Raw genomic sequence first — 19843 nt, forward strand, 5'->3', positions numbered from 1 at the left:
CTGCGTGCATGCCCGCTCGCTTCAAGTCCGTGACCCTGGACGCCCTGGATCACCAGGCGCTCGCCGACTGGTGGTGCCGTGCGCTGGGCTACCTGCGGCGGGAGTCCCCGGCGGGCCGGGAGAGCCGTCCGGACGAGTGGCCGGTGCCTTTGTACGACCCGACCGGCCACGGGCCGGTGCTGTGGATCAACCCGGTGCCCGAGCCCAAGACGGTGAAGAACCGGATGCACCTCGACGTCTACGGCAACACCGACGAGATGGTGACCCTGGGGGCGAAGCTGCTGCGGCGCCGCGGCGGCGGCCGGGAGTGGGACGTGCTGACCGACCCCGAGGGCAACGAGTTCTGCGTGTTCCCGCCCAAGCGGCGGCCCACCGGCTGACGCTCCCCCGAGGCGCGTCTCCCGGCGGCACGTCACCCGACCGCACGTCACCCGACCGCACGTCACGCGACCGGGCTGCCCGCCCGGGCTCCGGCGTCCTCCCCCTGCCCGTCCGCGGGTTGCTCCGCCGCTCCGTCCTCCGGCGGGCCCTCCGGTTCTGCGGATTCCCGCCGGACCAGGGCGGCGTAACGGCCTCCCCGGGCCAGCAGTTCGGTGTGCGTACCGCGTTCGGCGATACGGCCGCCGTCCAGGACGACGATCTGGTCGGCGCGGCGGACGGTGGACAGCCGGTGCGCGATGGTGACCGTGGTGCGGCCGGCGGAGAGCGCGTCGATCGCCGCCTGCACCGCGTGTTCGGTCCGGGTGTCCAGCGCGCTGGTGGCCTCGTCGAGAACCAGTACGGGCGGGTCGCGGAGGATCGTACGGGCCAGGGCGAGACGCTGCTTCTCACCGCCGGAGAAGCGGTGGCCGCGTTCGCCGACGACGGTGTCATAGCCGTCCGGCAGGGCCGCGATGTGCTCGTGGATCTGCGCGGCCCGCGCCGCCGCGGCCAGTTCCTCGTCGGTCGCGCCGGGGCGCGCGAAGCGCAGGTTCTCGGCGACGGAGGTGTGGAAGAGATAGGTCTCCTGGGACACGACGCCGACCGCGCGGGCCAGGGTGTCGAAGTCCAGGTCGCGGACGTCGACGCCGTCGAGGGTGACGCGGCCCGCCGTGGCGTCGTACAGGCGGGGCAGCAGGTATCCCAGCGTGGTCTTGCCGGAGCCGGTGGCGCCGACCAGCGCGAGGCTGGATCCGGCGGGCACGGTGAGGTCGAGGGCGTGCAGGGTGGGCGGCCCGCCGGGGGTGTAGGCGAAGGAGACGTCCTCCAGCCGGATCTCGCCGCGCGGCGCGGGCAGCCGTACCGGCCGCTCGGGCTCGGTGATGTCCACCGTCAGGTCGAGGTACTCGAAGATGCGGTGGAAGAGCGCCAGCGAGGTCTGCATGTCCACGCCGGTGGAGAGCAGCGAGACGGCGGGGCGCAGCAGGCCCTGCTGCAGGGTGACGAAGGCGACCAGGGTGCCGAGGGTGAGCGTGGGGCCGCCGAGGTGGAGGAGCAGGCCGGCGGTCCAGTAGAGCAGGGCGGGGAGGGCGGCCATGACGATGCCGATGGTGGCCATCCGCCAGCGCCCGGCCATGCTGGAGCGGATCTCCAGGCGTGCGAGGTGCGCGGACTCGTCGGCGAAGCCGTCGGTGAGGGAGTCGGCGCGGCCCATGGTGCGTCCCAGCAGGATGCCGCTGACCGACAGGGATTCGGTGACCATTGCGGACATCGCCGCCATCTGCTTCTGCCGGCGCGCGGTGTGCTCCTTGCGCTCACGGCCCACCCGGCGGCTGATCCAGACGAAGAACGGCAGCAGGAGCAGCGAGACGGCGGTGAGCCGCCAGTCGAGGGCGAGCATGGCGCAGACGGTCGCCACCACGCTGGTGAAGTTGGAGACCAGCGAGGTGGCGGTGGAGGTCACCGTTGCCTGCATGCCGCCGATGTCGTTGGCGATGCGGGACTGCACCTCGCCGGTGCGTGTGCGGGTGAAGAACGCGAGCGGCATCCGCTGGAGCTTGGCGTAGACGCCGGTGCGCAGGTCGTGCATGACGCGCTGGCCGACGGTGGTGGACAGGAGCGTCTGCAGGACGCCGAAGACGCTGGTGGTGACGGCGATGAGGATCATGCCCAGCGCAAGCAGGGTGAGCAGGCCGGTGCGCCGCTCGGGAATCGCGGTGTCGAGGATCTCGCGGAGCAGGAAGGGCGAGGCGACCGAGACCAGCGAGGAGGCGCCGACGAGCAGGCCGACGACCGCGAGTCGCCCGCGGTAGGGGCGGAACAGGCGCAGGATGCGGCGGATCTGGGCGGGCTGCTCGCGCGCGGTCTTCAGGTCCTCGGGCGACGGGTTCCACAGCGGTGCTTCGCGGGGCAACGAGCTCCTCTCCTGGTCGGCTGCCGGTGCGGGGCGGTCGCCTGGCCGGGTTCACGGCGCCGGGGTCTCCCCGCGGCCGGCTCGCCGGTCCGGGGTGGTCACCGGCCGAGGATACAGCTGTCCCGCAGACGGCCACCGGGAGCGGGTACGCCGGTCAGTCGCGGAGCGTGGCGCGGTCGCCCATCACGATGACCGGGCGGCGGTCCGGGTCGAGGGTGCGCAGCAGGTGCTCCATCGCCCGCCGGGGCACGCTGACGCAGCCGGAGGTGCCGCTGCCGTGGTCCAGGTGCAGCCAGATGAAGCCGCCCTTCTCCTGGCCGCGAGGACGGGTCGGGTCCAGCGGGCTGGTGCCGGGGACGCGGTTGTAGTCGATGGCGACGACGTGGTCGAAGTCGTGCTCGGTCCGGTCCGCCCAGTGTGCGGGCGGCGTGAACGCGGCGGAGTGCAGGTAGGGCAGTGCGGTGCCGGCCGGTGCGGCGTCGACGCCGCCCGCGTCGGTGAGGGTGAAGACGCCGACCGGAGTCCGCTTGTCGCCCTCGTGGTGGTCGGTGGTCCAGCCCCGTTTGCCGTTGTGGCCCTGCCAGCGCTTCTCCAGCGACCAGGCGCCGGTGCCGCCGCGGCCTTCCCGCTCGTCACCGCCGTCCCGCTCGCCCCCTCGGGCCCACAACTCCACCCGGGAGCGGGCCGAGTCGCGGCCCTCGCCGTGGACCACGACGACCTGGCCGGCGGCCTCGGGTATCCGGGCGCGGTAGCGGGCGCCGACACCCGGCAGGTGCCGCGCACCGGAGGTCGCGTCGGCCTCCCCGCCCCCGTCCTGCGTGTGGGAGCCGCGGTCCCCGCCCGGGGTGTCCTGGCCCGTGCCGCAGCCCGCGAGCAACAGCGCCACGGCGGTCGTGCAGGCCGCGGCGGCCGCGCGGGAGTGGCAGGCGGGCACCGTGCTCCTGCTGCTTCCGGGGCGTGTGCGCATGCGCCCCATCGTCGCATCACCGTGCGCCCGTCCGCGCGGGAAAACCCGTTGCGCGGGCCCCCTCTCCTTGGCGAGCCTTGCATGTCTCCCTCTTCTTCTTCCCGCACCGATTCCCTGTCCGTACGAGCGCCTTGGGACGTCATGCAGATCCGCGACCTACCGTTCACCGATCCCGGCGTTCCCGACGTGCGGTCCGGGCTGCGGCTGCTGTTGTGGCTGGGCGGCCGACAGCGCGCCGGGCAGGCGAAGTCGCTGGGGTGGGGGCTGCTGCACCTGGTGTGCATCGCCCTGTTCCCGGTGGTGGTCGGGCTCGCCGTGCAGGCGGTGGTCGACGGTTCGGGAGCCGACCTGGCGAAGGCCGGCGGCCTGATGGCCGTACTGGGCACCGGGGTGACGGTGGGCGACACGATGCTGCACCGCACGGCCGTCACCAACTGGATCACGGCCGCGGCGCGCGTGCAGCAGCTGCTGGCCCGCCGCACGGCCGAGCTGGGCGCGGTTCTGACCCGCCGGGTCGCGGCGGGCGAGGTGGTCGCGGTGTCGACGGGCGACATCGAGAAGATCGGCTGGTGCGTGGAGTCCGCGTCCCGGTTCAGTGCGGCGCTGCTCACCGCGGTCGGCGTGTGCGTGGGCCTGGTGGTGTACGAGCCGCAGCTCGGCGTGCTGGTGGCCGGCGGGGTGTGCGCGCTGGCGGCGGCGGTGCTGCCGCTGCTGCCGCGGGCCACCCGGCGCGCGGACCTGCAGCGTGAGAAGGCGGGCCGCGCCACGGAGCTGGCCGCCGACACCGTCGCCGGACTGCGGGTCCTGCGCGGCATCGGCGGCGAGGAGCTGTTCCTGAGCCGGTACCGGTCGGCCTCGCAGGAGGTGCGGCGGGCGGCGGTGCGCACGGCACGGATGTGGGCGGTGATCGAGGCGGTGCAGGTGGCACTGCCGGGGCTGCTGCTCATCGCGGTGGTGTGGCACGGCGCCGGGATGGTCGCGGACGGCCGCCTCGCCGTGGGCGAACTGGTCGCGGTCTACGGCGCGGTGACGTTCCTGCTGTTCCCGCTGCGGCTGTTCCAGGAGTTCGCCATGGCCTACTCCTTCTCCCGCCCGTCGGCGCGCCGCGCCGCACGCGTGCTGGGGCTGCGCCGCACGGCGGACGGGGGCCTCCGGGCTCCGGCGGACGGCGGGCGGACCGGGGAACCGGCGGGCGACCTGTACGACCCGGCAAGCGGACTGGTCGCCGAGGAAGGGAAGTTCACCGCCGTGGTCTGCGGCGACCCGGACACCGCGGGCGCGCTCGCCGAACGGCTCGGAGGCCACGCCCACGGCGAGGCCGCGGGCGGCGCGGACGGGGCCGAGGAGCGGTCGGTGCTGCTGGGCGGCGTCCCGCTGGACGGGCTGCCGTTGGAGGCGGCCCGCCGCGTGGTGCTGGTGCAGGACAAGGACCCCGTGCTGCTCTCCGGGACGCTGGCGGAGCTGCTGGACGTGCCCGCCTCCGGCGCGGTGACCCCCGCCGAGGCCCTGGACGCGGCGCAGTGCGAGGACGTGCTGACCGCGCTGGCACAGAGTTCCGCGGACGTGTCCGATCCGCTGGACGCGCGGATCACCGAACGTGGCCGCTCCCTGTCCGGTGGCCAGCGGCAGCGGCTTGCGCTGGCCCGCTCGCTGGTCACCGACCCGGAGGTGCTGGTGCTGGACGAGCCGACCAGCGCCGTCGACTCGCACACAGAGGCGCGCGTCGCCGACGCCGTCCGCCGACTGCGCCACGGCCGCACCACGGTGGTGCTGGCGACCAGCCCCCTGCTGCTGGACCGCGCGGACCGCGTGCTGCTGGTGCAGGGCGACCGGGTGGCCGCCGACGGCACGCACCGGGACCTCCTGCGCACCGCACCGGCCTACCGGGCCGTCGTCACGCGCGACACAGACGACGAGCGCGCCGCCGGCACCCGCCTCGCCCCGGACCACGGGACGGCGGAGGGTGCCGACGAGACCGCCGACGACCTGGCCGAAGAACTCGCTGAAGGGACCACCCGTTCATGATCGGAGTAGCTCCCCCCGCCTACGACCCGGCCGCGCCCGAGTCGGTCACCACGCTGCCCGTGGGTGCTCCGGCGACGGTGCGGGCGTACGTGCGCGAGCTGACGCGGCGGCACCGGCGCGCTTTCACCACGCTGGTCGTGGTCAACGCCGTCGCGGTCACCGCCTCGATGGTGGGTCCCTACCTGCTGGGCGGCGTGGTCGAGGACCTGTCGTCCGGCTCCGGGGACCTGCATCCGGAGCGCACGGTCGCGCTGTTCGCCGTCGCCCTCGTCGTGCAGGCGTTCTTCGTACGGCTGGTGCGGCTGCGCGGCGCGATGCTCGGCGAGACGATGCTGGCGGACCTGCGCGAGGACTTCCTGGTGCGGTCGGTGGCGCTGCCGCCGGGCGTGCTGGAGCGCGCCGGTACCGGCGACCTGCTGTCCCGCATCACCACGGACATCGACCGGCTCTCCAACGCCATGCGAGAGGCCGTGCCGCAGCTCTCGGTGGGCGTGGTGTGGGCCGGGCTGCTCCTCAGCGCCCTGACCCTGACGGCGCCGCCGCTTGCGGTGGCGGTGCTGGTCGCCGGGCCACTGCTGACGGTCGGGTGCCGCTGGTACTACCGCCGCGCCGGAGCGGCCTACCGCTCCGAGTCCGCCGGGTACGCGGCGGTCGCCGCCGCGCTGGCCGAGACCGTGGACGCGGGCCGGACCGTCGAGGCGCACCGGCTCGGCCGGCGCCGGGTCGCCCTCTCCGAGCGGCGCATCGCCGAGTGGACCGCCTGGGAGCGGTACACGCTGTGGCTGCGCACGGTGCTCTTCCCCGTGGTCAACGCCACGCACGTGGTGGTGCTCGGGGCGACGCTGATGTTCGGCGGATGGTTCGTCCTCCAGGGCTGGCTGACCGTCGGACAGCTCACCACCGGTGCGCTCTTCGCCCAGATGCTGGTGGAGCCCGTCGGGCTGATCCTGCGCTGGTACGACGAGCTGCAGGTCGCGCAGGTGTCGCTGGCTCGCCTGGTGGGCGTGCGCGAGATCGAGACGGAGGCCGGCGAGGACCACGTTCGGCCGGAGGGACGGGACGTGACCGCGGACCGCGTCCGGTTCGGCTACCACGCGGGCGCCGACGTGCTGCACGGCGTGTCCCTCGACGTGCCGGCCGGCACGCGGATGGCTCTGGTCGGTCCGTCCGGGGCGGGCAAGTCGACGCTGGGCAGGCTGCTGGCCGGCATCTACGCCGCCCGCGCCGGAGAAGTGACGCTCGGCGGCGCGGAGTTGTCGCGCATGCCGACCGAACGGGTGCGCGAGCACGTCGCGCTGGTCAACCAGGAGCACCACGTCTTCGTCGGCTCCCTGCGGGACAACCTGCTGCTGGCCCGCACCGACGCGTCCGACGCCGAACTGTGGGCCGCACTCGGCGCCGTGAGCGCGGACGGCTGGGCGCGCGCCATGCCGGACGGCCTGGACAGCGAGGTCGGCTCCGGCGGCCGCACGGTCACGCCCGCGCAGGCCCAGCAGATCGCGCTGGCCCGCCTGGTGCTGGCCGACCCGCACACGCTGGTCCTCGACGAGGCGACGTCGCTGCTCGACCCGCGCGCGGCACGGCACCTGGAACGTTCGCTGGCCCGAGTCCTGGACGGGCGGACGGTGGTCGCGATCGCGCACCGCCTGCACACGGCGCACGACGCGGACGTCATCGCCGTGGTGGAGGACGGGCGCATCAGCGAACTCGGCAGCCACGACGCGCTGATCGCGGCCGACGGCCCGTACGCGGCACTCTGGCGCAGCTGGCACGGCTGACGGGCTCCCTCGGCGCCGGGTCTCGGGCCCGGCGCCGGAGCGCCGGAGTGCCGGAGCTAGAAGAGGTCGAGGGCGTAGACGCCGCCCGCACCGCCGACGATCATGAACAGCGGCATCAGCACGCTGACCTCGACCCACGCCCCTGCGCGGAACCGCATGAACCGCGGTGTCCCCAGCGGATACCACCGCTTGCCCCTTATCGGTATGGGCCACAGGATCGGGCAGCCGGAGATCGTCAGCGCGTCCCCGATGCTGTGCACCAGTGCTCCCAGCACGATGGGCAGGCCGAGCCACGCGTAGCGCAGCTCCGGGTCGCCGACGAGCCATTCCGCGCCGTTGCCGGGCTTGATCAGGATATTGGTGAGGATCCACGCCCCGGCGGCGCCCAGCAGCCACACCAGCACGTCGCTGGAGACGCGGGCCGCGCGCCACAGCAGGCCCTCCACGGCGAGCACGACGTGGACGAAGAGGATGGCCAGCACGGCCCACCGGCCGCCGTACACCGCCGCGGCGGAGAAGCCCGCTCCGATGAGCACCGCCCACGGCCAGGTGTGCGTGAGGGTGCGGTGGCCGCCGGTGCGAGGGCGTTCCCCCTTGCCGCGGGTGGCGTTGTAGACCGTCTCCGACAGCTTGCCGATGACGGTGCACAGGCCGCGACCCAGCGGGCCGAAAGCCCGCGAGATGGTCGCCGACGGCTGGTCGAGGTCGGGGGCGAGCGCCGCGCCGGCGCATATGAGGGCGCCCACCACCAGGACCGGCCAGGGCATGGGCCGGTCGAACCAGGCCGCCGCCGCCCCGGCTCCGAGCCATGCCGCCGCTCCGGAGAGCGAGTGCGCCGGTCCCATCATGCTGATCCCCACCCCGGGTTCGTGTCGCGTGCGCGCAGCCGTGACGGCGGCCACAGGGCCGCCGTCAGGCGACACAGCGTAGCGGTCGATGATCAAGCGCGTCGCACCGGTTGCCGTCCCGGGTTCGGCGGCAGGCAAGATGGGGGGCGTGACAGCCACCCTTATCGATCAGCTGCCGACCGAAGCCGACCCCGACGCCCTGTTCGAGAACTTCTCGCGGTGGGCGGAGGAGCGCGGCATCAGCCTCTATCCGGCGCAGGAGGAGGCCCTGATCGAAGTGGTGTCCGGATCCAACGTGATCCTCTCCACCCCCACCGGTTCGGGGAAGTCGCTGGTCGCGGCGGGGGCGCACTTCGCGGCGCTGGCCCGCAACGAGGTGACCTTCTACACCGCGCCGATCAAGGCGCTGGTGTCGGAGAAGTTCTTCGACCTGTGCAAGATCCTCGGCACCGAGAACGTCGGCATGCTGACCGGTGACGCGTCGGTCAACGCGGACGCCCCGGTGATCTGCTGCACCGCCGAGGTCCTGGCGTCGATCGCGCTGCGCGACGGGCGGGACGCGGACATCGGCCAGGTCGTGATGGACGAGTTCCACTTCTACGCCGAACCGGACCGCGGCTGGGCGTGGCAGATCCCCCTGCTGGAGCTGCCGCAGGCACAGTTCGTGCTGATGTCGGCGACGCTGGGCGACGTCTCCCGTTTCGAGGAGGACCTGAAGCGCCGCACCGGACGGGACACGGCCGTGGTGCGGTCGGCGACACGGCCGGTGCCGTTGAGCTACGAGTACCGCGTCACGGGCATGACGGAGACCCTGACGGAGCTGCTGGAGACCAAGCAGGCGCCGGTCTACATCGTGCACTTCACCCAGGCACAGGCCGTGGAGCGGGCGCAGGCGCTGATGAGCATCAACATGTGCACCCGCGCGGAGAAGGACGAGATCGCCGCGCTGATCGGCAACTTCCGTTTCACCACCCGCTTCGGCCGCAACCTCTCCCGCTACGTCCGCCACGGGATCGGCGTGCACCACGCCGGGATGCTGCCCAAGTACCGGCGGCTGGTGGAGCGGCTGGCCCAGGCGGGTCTGCTGAAGGTCATCTGCGGCACGGACACCCTGGGCGTGGGGGTCAACGTGCCGATCCGCACGGTGCTGTTCACGGCGCTGAGCAAGTACGACGGCACCCGGGTGCGTACGTTGCGGGCGCGGGAGTTCCACCAAATCGCCGGCCGCGCCGGCCGCGCCGGCTTCGACACCTCCGGATTCGTGGTGGCGCAGGCCCCGGAGCACGTCATCGAGAACGAGAAGGCGCTCGCCAAGGCGGGCGACGACCCGAAGAAGCGCCGGAAGGTGGTCCGGAAGAAGGCCCCTGAGGGTTTCGTCAACTGGAGCGAGCAGACCTACGAGAAGCTGATCGCCTCCGACCCGGAGCCGCTGACCTCGCGGTTCCGCGTCACGCACGCCATGCTGCTGGCGGTGATCGCCCGGCCCGGCGACGCGTTCTCCGCGATGCGGGAGCTGCTGGAGGACAACCACGAGGACCGCCGGGCCCAGCTGCGGCACATCCGGCGGGCCATCGCGATCTACCGTTCGCTGCTGGACGGCGGCGTGGTGGAGCAGCTGGACGAGCCGGACGCGGAGGGCCGCCGCATCCGGCTGACCGTCGACCTCCAGCAGGACTTCGCCCTCAATCAGCCGCTGTCCACCTTCGCGCTTGCCGCGTTCGAGCTGCTGGACCCGGAGTCGCCGTCGTACGCGCTGGACATGGTGTCGGTGGTGGAATCGACGCTGGACGACCCGCGGCAGATCCTCGCCGCCCAGACCAACAAGGCCAAGGGCGAGGCCGTCGCGCAGATGAAGGCGGACGGCGTCGAGTACGAGGACCGGATGGAACGGCTGATGGACGTCACCCATCCGCAGCCGCTGGCCGAACTCCTCTTCCACGCCTACGGCCTGTACCGGCGCTCGCACCCCTGGGTGGGCGACCACCCGCTGTCCCCGAAGTCGGTGATCCGCGACATGTACGAGCGGGCGATGACCTTCAGCGAGTTCGTCTCGCACTACGAGCTGGCCCGCACCGAGGGCATCGTGCTGCGGTACCTGGCGAGCGCGTACAAGGCGCTGGAGCACACCGTGCCGGACGACCTGAAGTCCGAGGCCTTCGAGGACATCGTGGCGTGGCTGGGCGAGATGGTCCGGCAGGTCGACTCCAGCCTGCTGGACGAGTGGGAGGCGCTGGCCAATCCGGAGGTGGAGACCGCGGAGGACGCCCAGGACCGGGCGGACCAGGTCAGGCCGGTGACGGCGAACGCCCGCGCGTTCCGGGTGCTGGTGCGCAACGCGATGTTCCGGCGGGTGGAGCTGGCGGCGCTGGACAAGGTCGCCGAACTCGGCGAGCTGGACGCCGAATCGGGCTGGGACGCGGACGCCTGGGGCGCGGCGCTGGACGCCTACTGGGACGAGTACGACGAGTTGGGCACCGGTCCGGACGCGCGCGGCCCGAAACTCCTGCAGATCGAGGAGGTCCCGGAGGACGCGCTGTGGCGGGTGCGGCAGACGTTCGCCGACCCGTCGGGCGACCACGACTGGGGCGTCTCCGCCGAGATCGACCTGACCGCCTCCGACGCGGAGGGCCGCGCGGTCGTGAAGGTCACCTCCGTCGGGCAGCTGTGAAGGCCGCCCGGGCGGGTCGCCGGCACGTGGGCGGCCCGCCCGGGCGGCACGCGCGCCGGGCGGTGAGCGGCGCGGATCAGACGCTGTTGCGCGCGTCGACGCCCAGGTGCTCGCCGACCCGGTTGACCATGAGCGTCATCTCGTAGGCGATCTGCCCGATGTCGGCCTCAGCGCCCGCCAGCACGCACAGGCAGCTGCCGTCGCCGGCGGCGGTGACGAGCAGCATGCCCTCGTCGAACTCGATCATGGTCTGCCGGACCTGGCCCACGCCGAAGTGGACGCCCGAGCCCTTGGCGAGGCTGTGCAGACCGGAGGCGACGGCCGCCAGGTGCTCGGCGTCGGCGCGCTCCAGGTCCCTGCTGTTGGCCGTCACCAGCCCGTCGTTGGAGAGCACGAGGGCGTGCCGGACGAGCGATATCCGCTGACAGAGGTCGTCCAGCAACCAGTCGAGTCCGGTGTTCAGGGCCATCCCGGGGTCCCCCTTCGCAAGGTGGTCGCGTGCCACCCTTACCCACGACGCCACAGAGAGCAACCTCCGGGCCGGAGGCGGACCGGGTCGGAACCGAACGGAGACCAGCCGATGACGGAACACGGAGGCGGCGACGCCCACCCGGGCCGGAGGCGGGCGAGGAACGATCCGGTGTCCGTGCGGGAGTTCTTCGCGGCCCGCGCGGGCGGGTGGGACGCGAAGTTCCCCGACGACGGCCCGGCGTTCCGAGCCGCCGTCGCCGCGCTCCGGCTGCGTCCGGGCGACGTGGCGCTGGACGTGGGCAGCGGGACGGGACGGGCGCTGGAGCCGCTGCGGGCGGCGGTGGACCCGTCCGGCGCCGTGCTCGGCTTCGACCTGACGCCCGAGATGGCGGTGCGGGCCCTGCGGGCAGGGCGCGGACGGGCCGGGCTGCCGGCGGTCGCCGACGCGGCGCGCCTGCCGGTGCGGGACGGCGCAGCAGACGCGGTGCTCGCGGCCGGGCTGCTCACCCACCTGCCGGACCCCGCGGCCGGGCTCCGCGAGTTCGCCCGCGTGGTGCGGCCCGGCGGGCGGCTGGCGATCTTCCATCCGCTGGGGCGGGCGGTGCTGGCGGCCCGCAGGGGGCACGTGCTGCAGGCCGGCGACCTGCGGGCCGAGGAGAACCTCCGCCCGCTGCTGGCGGCCTGCGGCTGGCGTCTGGAGTCGCTGGAGGACGGCGACGCCCGCTACCTGGCCGTGGCATCGCGGACCTGACCGACGCGGCCGCAGCGGCACGCCCGGGGGCGCCGCGCGGCCGCGGGCGGAGGTGCCGCACGCCACCCGGCGGCTCTCTGTCCTGCCGGACCGCGGCGGGTTAGGGTGCCCGCACGATCGAGACCCGCACGATCGGGAGAGGGGTCGCATCGTGACCGCCGACGAGGACGACGCGCTCTACGTGCTGACCGCCGTGCTGCTCACACCCGCCCAGTTCCCCAGCGTGCTCGGCGACGACTACCCGGAGGCGTGCTCCGTGCTCGGCCTGGAACCCTTCGCCGAGGGCTACGGCCTGGTACTGGGCCAGGACGGCGCCGGCGCCCGGTGGACGGTGGCGACCGAGGACGTCACCCTGGTCGCCTGCGCGGTCGCCGCCTGGGACTGCGGCATGGAGTACGACCTCTCCCCCGACGAGCGCTCGGTGAGCGCGGTGCTCCCCGGCTGGCCCCTCGCGGTGGCGGTCGCCGCGCCCGGCGTCCCGGCGCCGCACGATCCGCCGCCGGAGCCGGGCACCGAGGGCGAGTGGAAGGTCCTGGCTCCCCCGGACACCCGGGAGTGGGGGCCCGCCCAGCGGCGCATGGGGGCGGATGAGATCGCCCTCCAGTGGGCGGCGTGGCGCGAGCGGATCGACGACGCCGCGGTCTTCTCCGACGCAGGCGCCGAAGCCGGTGCCGGTGCCGGTGCCCCTCTCCCGGCCGGGGACGCCGACGGGCCTCCCGGTCCGGCGGCGAGCCCGGTGCAGCGGGTGATGCGCGAGATGCGGGCCTATCTGGACGACCCGCCACCGCCAGGCCGCGTACGGTCGGCGTTCGCCTCCGGCGACGCCCGCACGCTGCGCTGCGACGGGCCGGGCTGGAGCATGGTCGCCCGCACCGACGACATCGCGTTCCTGCTGCTCGACGACGAGCCCGGCGAGGTGGTGCCGGTCGGCCGCGGGCCGGGGCTGCCCACACTGCTCAGCGCCCTGGACGGCATCGCGGTACGTCCGGCCGCCTGACGCCTCCCGGGCGCGCACGGGAGCGCAGGGCGGCGGTCGGGCACCCGGCCGCCGCGCCCGCGCGGGGATGTCTACCTGCCGATCTCCTTGCGGCTGACGCGGCGCAGCCTGCGCCGCTGCGACGGGTCGAGCGCCAGGTAGGCGGCGACCGGGACGCCGACCATCACCAGCAGCGCGATCCAGAACGACGTCAGCCACCACAGGAGCAGGCCCACCGCCACGCCCCCGACGGCGATCTTGCCTCGGTTGGTCATCTGAAGTGCCTCCTCTGCGGGAGCGGCTGCCGCCGCTGTTCACACTAGAGAACGCACGCCCGGTCCCCCGGGTTCCGTGCGGCAGTGCCCCGCCGGGTTCCAGGTTCTCACTTCGTGCGGGATGCCGTAGCCGCGCGGCCCGTGGCACCGGCCGTTCCGCGCCCGGTCCGGCGGTCCGGCGCCGCAGCCCCGGCCGTCGCACAGCGGGCCACACGTTTCGTCCCCGCACACGGACGCCCGGGGCGCGCTCCCTCTGTGATGGAGGGGGCGCGCCCCGGGAAGGGCGTCCATGCGGAGGACACCCTGTGATGCGGATCCGTCAGGCCAGGCTCTCCATGACGGGGTAGTAGGCGCCGGACTGGCCCTGGGCGGTCGGGTGGTAGGACTCCCACACCGGCCAGGTGGTGCTGTGCAGCCAGCGGTCGCCCGAGCAGATCTCGTGACCCTCGAAGGCGGGCCGCATGTCGCCGTAGGCGAAGCCGTGGTCGGCGGCGCGCTTGGAGGTCACGGAGTGCAGGTCGTCCGCGGCGGAGTTGATGGCCGCGCGGGACGTCTCGCTGATGCCGAACGAGCAGGTGCCGTTGACCTTGTAGATGTGCGGGTAGCCGAGCACGACCACGTGGGCGTTCGGGGCCCGGTCGCTGATCGCGTTGTAGACCGAGTCCAGCCGGCCGGGGAGCGTGCCCGCGATGAAGGCGCGGGCGTCGGCGATGGCGTCGAGGCAGGCGCCTTCGCCGAGGACGACGCAGGTCGTCATGGCGTCGGCGAAGCCGGCGTCGTTGCCGCCGATGCTGATGCTCACCAGGTCGGTGCCGGAGTTGACGGGGCCGAGCTGGCCGGCCAGCACGTCCGACGTGGTCGCTCCGGAGCAGGCCGTGAAGGCGAACGACGCGGGCGCGTTGTTGGCCTTCCACAGCTCCGGGTAGGCGTTGGCGCTGCGCCGGCAGTCGCCGCCGCTGTACGCGCCGGCGCCGACGCCGGAGGAGTAGGAGTCGCCGAGCGCCACATAGTCGAGCGCCGCCGTGTCGGCGGCGTGGGCGCTGGTGGAGAGGGTGGTCAGTCCGAGGACGGCGACCGCGGTGGTGACCGCGGCCTTCCATCTGCGCAGCTTCATGGGGCCTCTCATGGTGGGGGTGGCATGGAGGGAACTTCTGCCGTACTCAGTAGTAGCAGCGGGTCCCGGATTCGAGAAGTGTCCATGCCAAAAAAGCCGAAAGGTGTCTCGGGGACAACGAACTGGGGAACCTCCCGGTGACGGCCGTTCAGAAGGAGGCGGATTGTCGGGCATTCCGTATTTCGAGGACGTGACCCCGGCGCACGGAACGCTGCCGCCGCGCGCCTGGTGGAGGACGTCGGACGCCGCGTCGCTCGACCTCGGCGGCACCTGGGCGTTCCGGCTCCACGACCGCGCGCCGCGGGATGCGCCGTTCAGGAGGGACGACTTCGACCCCCGCGCGGCACCCGGATGGACGACGCTGCGGGTGCCCGGCCACTGGGTGCTGCAGGGCCACGGCGCCCCCGCGTACACCAACACCCGTTACCCCGTTCCGGTGGACCCGCCGCGGGTGCCGGACGGGAACCCGACCGGCGACCACCGGCGGGAGTTCGACCTCCCCGCCGCCTGGCCGGACCACGGGTCGGCCGTGCTGCGCTTCGACGGCGTCGAGTCCTGCGCCCGGGTCTGGCTCAACGGCACCGGCCTGGGGTCCTTCCAGGGAAGCCGGCTGCCGCACGAGTTCGAGGTCGGGAAGCTGCTGCGCCGCCGCGGGAACGTGCTCGCCGTGCGGGTGCACCAGTGGTCGGCGGGCACGTACCTGGAGGACCAGGACATGTGGTGGCTTCCGGGGATCTTCCGCGAGGTCACCCTGCTGCACCGCCCGCCCGGTGCGGTGTCCGACGTCTTCGTGCACGCCGGGTACGACCACCACGACGGGACCGGCACGCTGCGGGTGGACGCGGCACCCGGGGGACGGGTGTCGGTGCCGGAACTCGGTGTCGAGACGGCCACCGGCGAGACCGTGCGGGTGCCGGTGGAGCCGTGGACGGCCGAGACGCCGCGCCTCTACAACGCGACGCTGCGCACACCGGGCGAGACCGTCCCGCTGCGCCTCGGCTTCCGGACCGTCGTGGTGGAGGACGGGCTGCTGCGGGTAAACGGGCGGCGGGTGCTCTTCCGCGGCGTGAACCGGCACGAATTCCACCCCGCCACCGGGCGGACGCTGGACGTCGCGACGATGCGACGCGACGTGGAGCTGATGAAACGACACCACCTCAACGCCGTCCGCACCAGCCACTACCCGCCGCACCCCGCCTTCCTCGACCTGTGCGACGAGCTGGGCCTGTGGGTGATCGACGAGTGCGACGTGGAGACGCACGGCTTCCGCCATGTCGGATGGCGGAACAACCCGGTGGACGACCCGCGGTGGACGCCCGCCCTGCTGGACCGGGCGCGGCGCATGGTGGAGCGGGACAAGAACCACCCGAGCGTGGTGATGTGGTCGCTGGGCAACGAGTGCGGCAGCGGCGCCGGGCTGTCCGCGATGGCCCGCTGGATGCGCGAGCGCGACCCGGGCCGGCCGCTGCACTACGAGGGCGACCCCGCCTACCCCGACTCCGACGTGCACAGCCAGATGTACGCGGCGCACGAGGAGGTCGACGAGATCGGCGGCGCGGAGGAGCCCGGCGCGAAACCGTTCCTGCTCTGCGAGTACGCCCACGCGATGGGCAACGGCCCCGGCGGCCTGACCGAGTACCAGCGCCTGTTCGAAGCCCACCCGCGCTGCCAGGGCGGCTTCGTCTGGGAGTGGATCGACCACGGACTGCTGCGCCGCACCGCCGACGGGCGGGAGTACTTCGCGTACGGCGGGGACTTCGGGGAGGAGCTGCACGACGGCAACTTCGTGTGCGACGGCCTGGTCTTCCCCGACCGCACCCCCTCACCGGGACTCACCGAGTACGCGAAGGTCGTCGAGCCGGTGCGCATGACCGGGCACGACGGAACGGACCGTGAGCTGACCGTCGCCAACCTGTACGACTTCGCAGACCTCTCGCACCTGGCCTTCGACTGGACGTACGCGGTGGACGGGGTCGAGGTCGGCGCCGGCGCGCTGGACGTGCCGCCGCTGCAGGCGGGCGCGTCGGTCCGCCTCCGGCTCCCCCCGCCGCCGGACCACGCGCTGCACGGCGAGGCGTGGTGGACCGTCACCGCCCGCCTGGCGGCGGACACCGCATGGGCGCCGCGCGGACACCGGGTGGCCTGGGCCCAGGTTCCCGGCCCGGCCGCACCCCCGGCCCCGGAACCCGCACCTACCCCGGCGCGGGCGCCCCGCCGGGACGGCACGTCCGTGCTTCTGGGCCCGGCCGTCTTCGACGCCCGCACCGGTGCCCTCGCTGCCCTGGGCGGACTGCCGCTCACCGGCCCGCCCCGCCTGGACGTGTGGCGGGCCCCCACCGACAACGACGAGGGCGGGGCCCGGCAGCCCAGCAGGACGGCGGCGCAGTGGCGGCAGCTCGGGCTGCATCGCGTGCACCACCGCACCGACGCAGTGCACCTGGACGACGGCCTCACCGTCCGCACCCGCGTCGCCGCGGCGGGAACCGGCCTCGGCCTGCGCACGGCCTACCGCTGGGCCGCGGACGGCGCGGGCGTCCGCCTGACGGTGACGGTCGCCCCGGAGGGCGACTGGCCGTGCCCGCTGCCGCGGCTGGGCGTACGGTTCGGGCTGCCCGCCCGCTTCGGGCACGCGGAGTGGTTCGGCGGCGGACCGGGCGAGGGTTACCCGGACGCGTGCGCCGCCGCCCAGGTGGGCCGCTGGCGGGCGCCGGTCGACGCCCTGCAGACCCCGTACGTGCGGCCGCAGGAGAACGGCGCGCGGCCCGGCGTGCGCTGGGCGGAGCTGCGGGAGCGCCCGGACGGCGGGGCTGGGGTCCGGATCACCGGGGCGCCGGAGAGGTTCTGGTTCAGCGCCCGGCGGTGGACGAGCGAACAGCTGGACGCCGCAGCACACACCACCGACCTGACGCCGGGCGACACCGTGTGGGTGCACCTGGACCACGCCCAGCACGGGCTCGGCTCCGCCTCCTGCGGGCCGGGCGTGCTGCCGGTCCACCGCCTCGATCCCGCGCCGGCCGTTTTCTCGCTGCGCTTCACCGCGCAATTCGTTGAATAGGAAAAGACCCCTGCACGTCTTCTGCACGCGGACTTCAGGCTTTCCCTCAGAGGAACTGTGGGATGCCTCACAACGCAGAACGCCTGAAACGCGGCGGAAGTACGCCCGAATTTCCCCACAATGGGGCTTTCCGGTAATCCGCGCGTCCCACCCCGAAAAGCCGCCACGACCAGGCATTTTCACTGCCGGAGAAGGGAGTGTGACGGAACGCCCCGGGACAGTTCTGCCATTTGCAGCCTGTTCCTTGCCATACGCCACTCGCGCCCCCATAGTGGACCGGTGGCTTCCCCCCATGAGGCACCTTCCCTAGCGCACCGCGGCGGCAATACCGGCACGCGGCCGCTGAGGGACGCCTTTCACCTTCCCGCCCGGGAGACCTCGGTTTCCGAGGCGCGGCGGCTGGTGCAGCGGCGCCTGCGCGCCTGGGGCGTGGCGGAGGAGTCCTGCGACGACGCCGAATTGCTCGTCTCCGAACTCTTCACCAACGCCGTACGGCACACCGACAGCGACAAGGTCGGCTGCGAGCTGTGGATGATCGGCGTACGGCTGCGCCTGGAGGTCACCGACGAGGGCGGCGCCCACCGCCGACTACTCCCTACCCCCCGCACCCCGGACGCCGACGGCGAGGGCGGCCGGGGCCTGCTGCTGGTGAGCGTGCTCGCCGACGAGTGGGGCGTACGGCCCGACGTAGGCGACCAGGGCAACTCCGTGTGGGCGGAACTCCCCTGCGTGCGCACCCCCGCCTGACCCTGCCCTCTCGCCACGCCCCCGCGTAGCGACGGCATCACCACGGGGCGCCGAACTGCGGTGTTATCCGGTCGCAACCTCACGCGAGGGCTCCGAGGGGCTGCTGCGATGGCAGGATGCGCGGCAACCTTGCCGATCTTCCCGGAGCCCGCGTCACCCACGACGCCGTCGAGGTCCCGGTACGGCAGGGTCGCCCAGGAACCCACCCTGACGGAGGCACCGTGTCCGCCCACCCGACGTCCCGCCGGTCGCTGTCCCTGCTGGCCGCAGCCGCGACCTTCGGTCTGCTCGCCGCCACCACGGCGTGCACCAGTACCAAGACCAGCGCCGGCGACGGGACCGAGATATCGCTCGTCAAGGCCGGCAAGCTCACCACCTGCACCCACCTGCCGTACTCGCCCTTCCAGTTCAAGAAGGGCAACCAGATCGTCGGCTTCGACGTCGACCTGGTCGACGCCGTCGCGAAGGAGCTGGACGTCGAGCAGGAGATCGTCGACACCCCCTTCGAGGGCATCCAGTCCGGTCAGGCCCTCAACGCGAACAAGTGCGACGTCGCCGCCGCGGGCATGACCATCACCGACACCCGGGAGGAGAACCTGGACTTCTCCGACCCGTACTTCGAGGCCACCCAGGCGCTGCTGGTCAAGAAGGAGAACGACTACGCCTCGATGGCGGACCTCAAGGGCAAGAAGCTCGGGGTGCAGCAGGCGACCACCGGCGCCAAGTACGGCCAGGACAACGGCGACGGCGTCGAGATCGTCGAGTTCGAGGACATCGCCCTGCTGCTGACGGCGGTCAAGACCGGCCAGGTCGACGCGGCCATCCACGACAACGGGGCCCTCTTCGACTATGTGAAGAAGAACCCGAAGACCAAGGTCACCACGGAGTTCGACACCGGCGAGCAGTACGGGATCGGCGTGCAGACCGGCGACGACGCGCTGCGCAAGCAGGTCAACGACGTCATCGCGAAGATCAAGTCGGACGGGACCTACGACAAGATCTACAAGAAGTGGTTCGGCAAGGCTCCGGAGTCCGCCCAGTGACGGGACGGCTGACCCGCCGCCAGCGCACCACCGCGATCCGCACCACCCAGTACGCCGTGCTGGTGGTCGTGGTGATCGTGATCGCGCTGGTAGCGGACTGGAACGTGATCCACCAGGCCTTCTTCGATCTCGAAGTGGCCCGGGAGCAGTTCCCGGAGATCATCACCACCGCACTGGTCAACACCCTTCTCTACACCGCGCTCGGCTTCGGGTTCGGTCTGGTGCTGGGTCTGGTGCTGGCCCTGATGCGGTTGTCACAGGTGCCGCCCTACCGGTGGCTGGCGATCGGGTACATCGAGTTCTTCCGCGGCGTGCCGGCCCTGCTGGTGTTCATCGCGCTCGGCTTCGGCGTTCCGCTCGCCTTCCAGGTGTCCATCAACCAGTACGTCACCGTGATGCTGGCGCTGGGCCTGGTCGGCGCCGCCTACATGGCGGAGACCATCCGGGCGGGTATCCAGGCGGTGCCCAAGGGCCAGGCGGAGGCGGCACGTTCGCTGGGCATGTCGCAGGGCAGGGCGATGATCTCGATCATCATCCCGCAGGCCTTCCGCATCATCCTGCCGCCGCTGGCCAACGAGCTGATCCTGCTCACCAAGGACTCCTCCCTGGTGTACCTGCTGGGGCTCTCGCTGTCGGGCTACGAGCTGACGAAGTTCGGCCGGGACGCGCTCAACCAGAACCGCAGCATGACCCCGATCCTGCTGGCCGGACTGCTGTACCTCGTCATCACCCTCCCGCTCGGCCACCTGGTGCGCCGACTGGAGGCCCGTACCGCGAAGGCCAGGTGAACGGC

Annotated in this window: 16 protein-coding genes; 10 read left to right on the forward strand and 6 right to left on the reverse strand. The window is 72.9% G+C overall.

Translation table 11 applies throughout. The features are described 5' to 3' along the window. Window positions 1–8 precede the first annotated feature (8 nt). A complete protein-coding gene (locus E4198_RS01180; RefSeq protein ID WP_136181477.1) occupies window positions 9–380 on the forward strand; it encodes a VOC family protein in 372 nt (123 codons plus the stop codon). 62 nt (window positions 381–442) lie between these two features. Here E4198_RS01180 and E4198_RS01185 read toward each other — a convergent pair whose 3' ends face one another. Further along, on the reverse strand, window positions 443–2314 hold the full coding sequence (locus tag E4198_RS01185) for an ABC transporter ATP-binding protein (RefSeq protein WP_247597839.1): 1872 nt from the start codon (window positions 2312–2314) through the stop codon (window positions 443–445). Window positions 2315–2486: 172 nt separating this feature from the next. Continuing rightward, the gene (locus tag E4198_RS01190; protein ID WP_247597496.1) at window positions 2487–3299 is read right to left on the reverse strand and encodes a L,D-transpeptidase family protein; all 813 of its coding nucleotides are present in this window, start codon (window positions 3297–3299) and stop codon (window positions 2487–2489) included. 141 nt (window positions 3300–3440) lie between these two features. Here E4198_RS01190 and E4198_RS01195 point away from each other — a divergent pair, with 141 nt between their 5' ends. Both E4198_RS01195 and E4198_RS01200 read left to right on the forward strand, forming a co-directional pair. Beyond that, on the forward strand, window positions 3441–5324 hold the full coding sequence (locus E4198_RS01195; protein ID WP_136181479.1) for an ABC transporter ATP-binding protein: 1884 nt from the start codon (window positions 3441–3443) through the stop codon (window positions 5322–5324). Continuing rightward, window positions 5321–7102, forward strand: coding sequence for an ABC transporter ATP-binding protein (locus E4198_RS01200; protein ID WP_136181480.1), 1782 nt, complete (start codon window positions 5321–5323; stop codon window positions 7100–7102). The genes E4198_RS01195 and E4198_RS01200 overlap by 4 nt, the downstream gene beginning before the upstream one ends. A gap of 56 nt (window positions 7103–7158) precedes the next feature. Here E4198_RS01200 and E4198_RS01205 read toward each other — a convergent pair whose 3' ends face one another. After that, window positions 7159–7950 (reverse strand): metal-dependent hydrolase, encoded by a 792-nt coding sequence (locus tag E4198_RS01205; protein WP_136185110.1) that lies wholly within the window; start codon window positions 7948–7950, stop codon window positions 7159–7161. Window positions 7951–8089: 139 nt separating this feature from the next. On the opposite strand from E4198_RS01205, the gene E4198_RS01210 reads away from it, so the two are divergent. After that, the gene (locus E4198_RS01210) at window positions 8090–10618 is read left to right on the forward strand and encodes a DEAD/DEAH box helicase (RefSeq protein ID WP_136185111.1); all 2529 of its coding nucleotides are present in this window, start codon (window positions 8090–8092) and stop codon (window positions 10616–10618) included. 76 nt (window positions 10619–10694) lie between these two features. Here the strand turns inward: E4198_RS01210 and E4198_RS01215 are convergent, their stop codons facing one another. After that, on the reverse strand, window positions 10695–11087 hold the full coding sequence (locus E4198_RS01215; RefSeq protein WP_027764638.1) for a roadblock/LC7 domain-containing protein: 393 nt from the start codon (window positions 11085–11087) through the stop codon (window positions 10695–10697). Between the two features lie 111 nt (window positions 11088–11198). Between E4198_RS01215 and E4198_RS01220 the strand changes: the two genes are divergently transcribed. Continuing rightward, window positions 11199–11840, forward strand: coding sequence for a class I SAM-dependent methyltransferase (locus E4198_RS01220; protein WP_136181481.1), 642 nt, complete (start codon window positions 11199–11201; stop codon window positions 11838–11840). Between the two features lie 151 nt (window positions 11841–11991). Continuing rightward, window positions 11992–12837 (forward strand): hypothetical protein, encoded by an 846-nt coding sequence (locus E4198_RS01225; protein WP_247597497.1) that lies wholly within the window; start codon window positions 11992–11994, stop codon window positions 12835–12837. Between the two features lie 71 nt (window positions 12838–12908). Here E4198_RS01225 and E4198_RS01230 read toward each other — a convergent pair whose 3' ends face one another. Together E4198_RS01230 and E4198_RS01235 are read right to left on the reverse strand one after the other, a co-directional pair. Beyond that, window positions 12909–13091, reverse strand: coding sequence for a hypothetical protein (locus tag E4198_RS01230; RefSeq protein WP_027764635.1), 183 nt, complete (start codon window positions 13089–13091; stop codon window positions 12909–12911). Between the two features lie 319 nt (window positions 13092–13410). Then, window positions 13411–14205, reverse strand: a complete 795-nt coding sequence (locus E4198_RS01235) for an SGNH/GDSL hydrolase family protein (protein WP_136181482.1) — start codon at window positions 14203–14205, stop codon at window positions 13411–13413. A gap of 163 nt (window positions 14206–14368) precedes the next feature. Between E4198_RS01235 and E4198_RS01240 the strand changes: the two genes are divergently transcribed. The 4 genes from E4198_RS01240 to E4198_RS01255 all read left to right on the forward strand — a co-directional run bounded on the left by E4198_RS01240 (window position 14369) and on the right by E4198_RS01255 (window position 19838). Continuing rightward, window positions 14369–17260: a glycoside hydrolase family 2 TIM barrel-domain containing protein gene (locus E4198_RS01240; protein ID WP_247597498.1), complete on the forward strand. Its 2892-nt coding sequence runs from the start codon at window positions 14369–14371 to the stop codon at window positions 17258–17260. A 279-nt stretch (window positions 17261–17539) separates the two neighbouring features. After that, complete coding sequence (locus E4198_RS01245; RefSeq protein WP_247597499.1) at window positions 17540–18007, forward strand: ATP-binding protein; 468 nt, start codon at window positions 17540–17542, stop codon at window positions 18005–18007. Between the two features lie 251 nt (window positions 18008–18258). Beyond that, window positions 18259–19050 carry a basic amino acid ABC transporter substrate-binding protein gene (locus E4198_RS01250; protein WP_247597840.1) on the forward strand — a complete coding sequence of 264 codons (792 nt, stop codon included), beginning with the start codon at window positions 18259–18261 and terminating at the stop codon, window positions 19048–19050. After that, the gene (locus tag E4198_RS01255; protein ID WP_247597500.1) at window positions 19047–19838 is read left to right on the forward strand and encodes an amino acid ABC transporter permease; all 792 of its coding nucleotides are present in this window, start codon (window positions 19047–19049) and stop codon (window positions 19836–19838) included. The genes E4198_RS01250 and E4198_RS01255 overlap by 4 nt, the downstream gene beginning before the upstream one ends. Window positions 19839–19843 lie beyond the last annotated feature (5 nt).

The organism is Streptomyces sp. RKND-216 (assembly GCF_004795255.1).
Classification (GTDB): Bacteria; Actinomycetota; Actinomycetes; order Streptomycetales; family Streptomycetaceae; genus Streptomyces; species Streptomyces hazeniae.

Bases quoted from the DNA above. Each gene is read 5' to 3' on its own strand.
- E4198_RS01180 (WP_136181477.1), top strand. From the start codon at position 9: ATGCCCGCTCGCTTCAAGTCCGTGACCCTGGACGCCCTGGATCACCAG.
- E4198_RS01190 (WP_247597496.1), bottom strand. From the start codon at position 3,299: ATGCGCACACGCCCCGGAAGCAGCAGGAGCACGGTGCCCGCCTGCCAC.
- E4198_RS01195 (WP_136181479.1), top strand. From the start codon at position 3,441: ATGCAGATCCGCGACCTACCGTTCACCGATCCCGGCGTTCCCGACGTG.
- E4198_RS01200 (WP_136181480.1), top strand. From the start codon at position 5,321: ATGATCGGAGTAGCTCCCCCCGCCTACGACCCGGCCGCGCCCGAGTCG.
- E4198_RS01205 (WP_136185110.1), bottom strand. From the start codon at position 7,950: ATGATGGGACCGGCGCACTCGCTCTCCGGAGCGGCGGCATGGCTCGGA.
- E4198_RS01210 (WP_136185111.1), top strand. From the start codon at position 8,090: ATGGGGGGCGTGACAGCCACCCTTATCGATCAGCTGCCGACCGAAGCC.
- E4198_RS01215 (WP_027764638.1), bottom strand. From the start codon at position 11,087: ATGGCCCTGAACACCGGACTCGACTGGTTGCTGGACGACCTCTGTCAG.
- E4198_RS01220 (WP_136181481.1), top strand. From the start codon at position 11,199: ATGACGGAACACGGAGGCGGCGACGCCCACCCGGGCCGGAGGCGGGCG.
- E4198_RS01230 (WP_027764635.1), bottom strand. From the start codon at position 13,091: ATGACCAACCGAGGCAAGATCGCCGTCGGGGGCGTGGCGGTGGGCCTG.
- E4198_RS01235 (WP_136181482.1), bottom strand. From the start codon at position 14,205: ATGAAGCTGCGCAGATGGAAGGCCGCGGTCACCACCGCGGTCGCCGTC.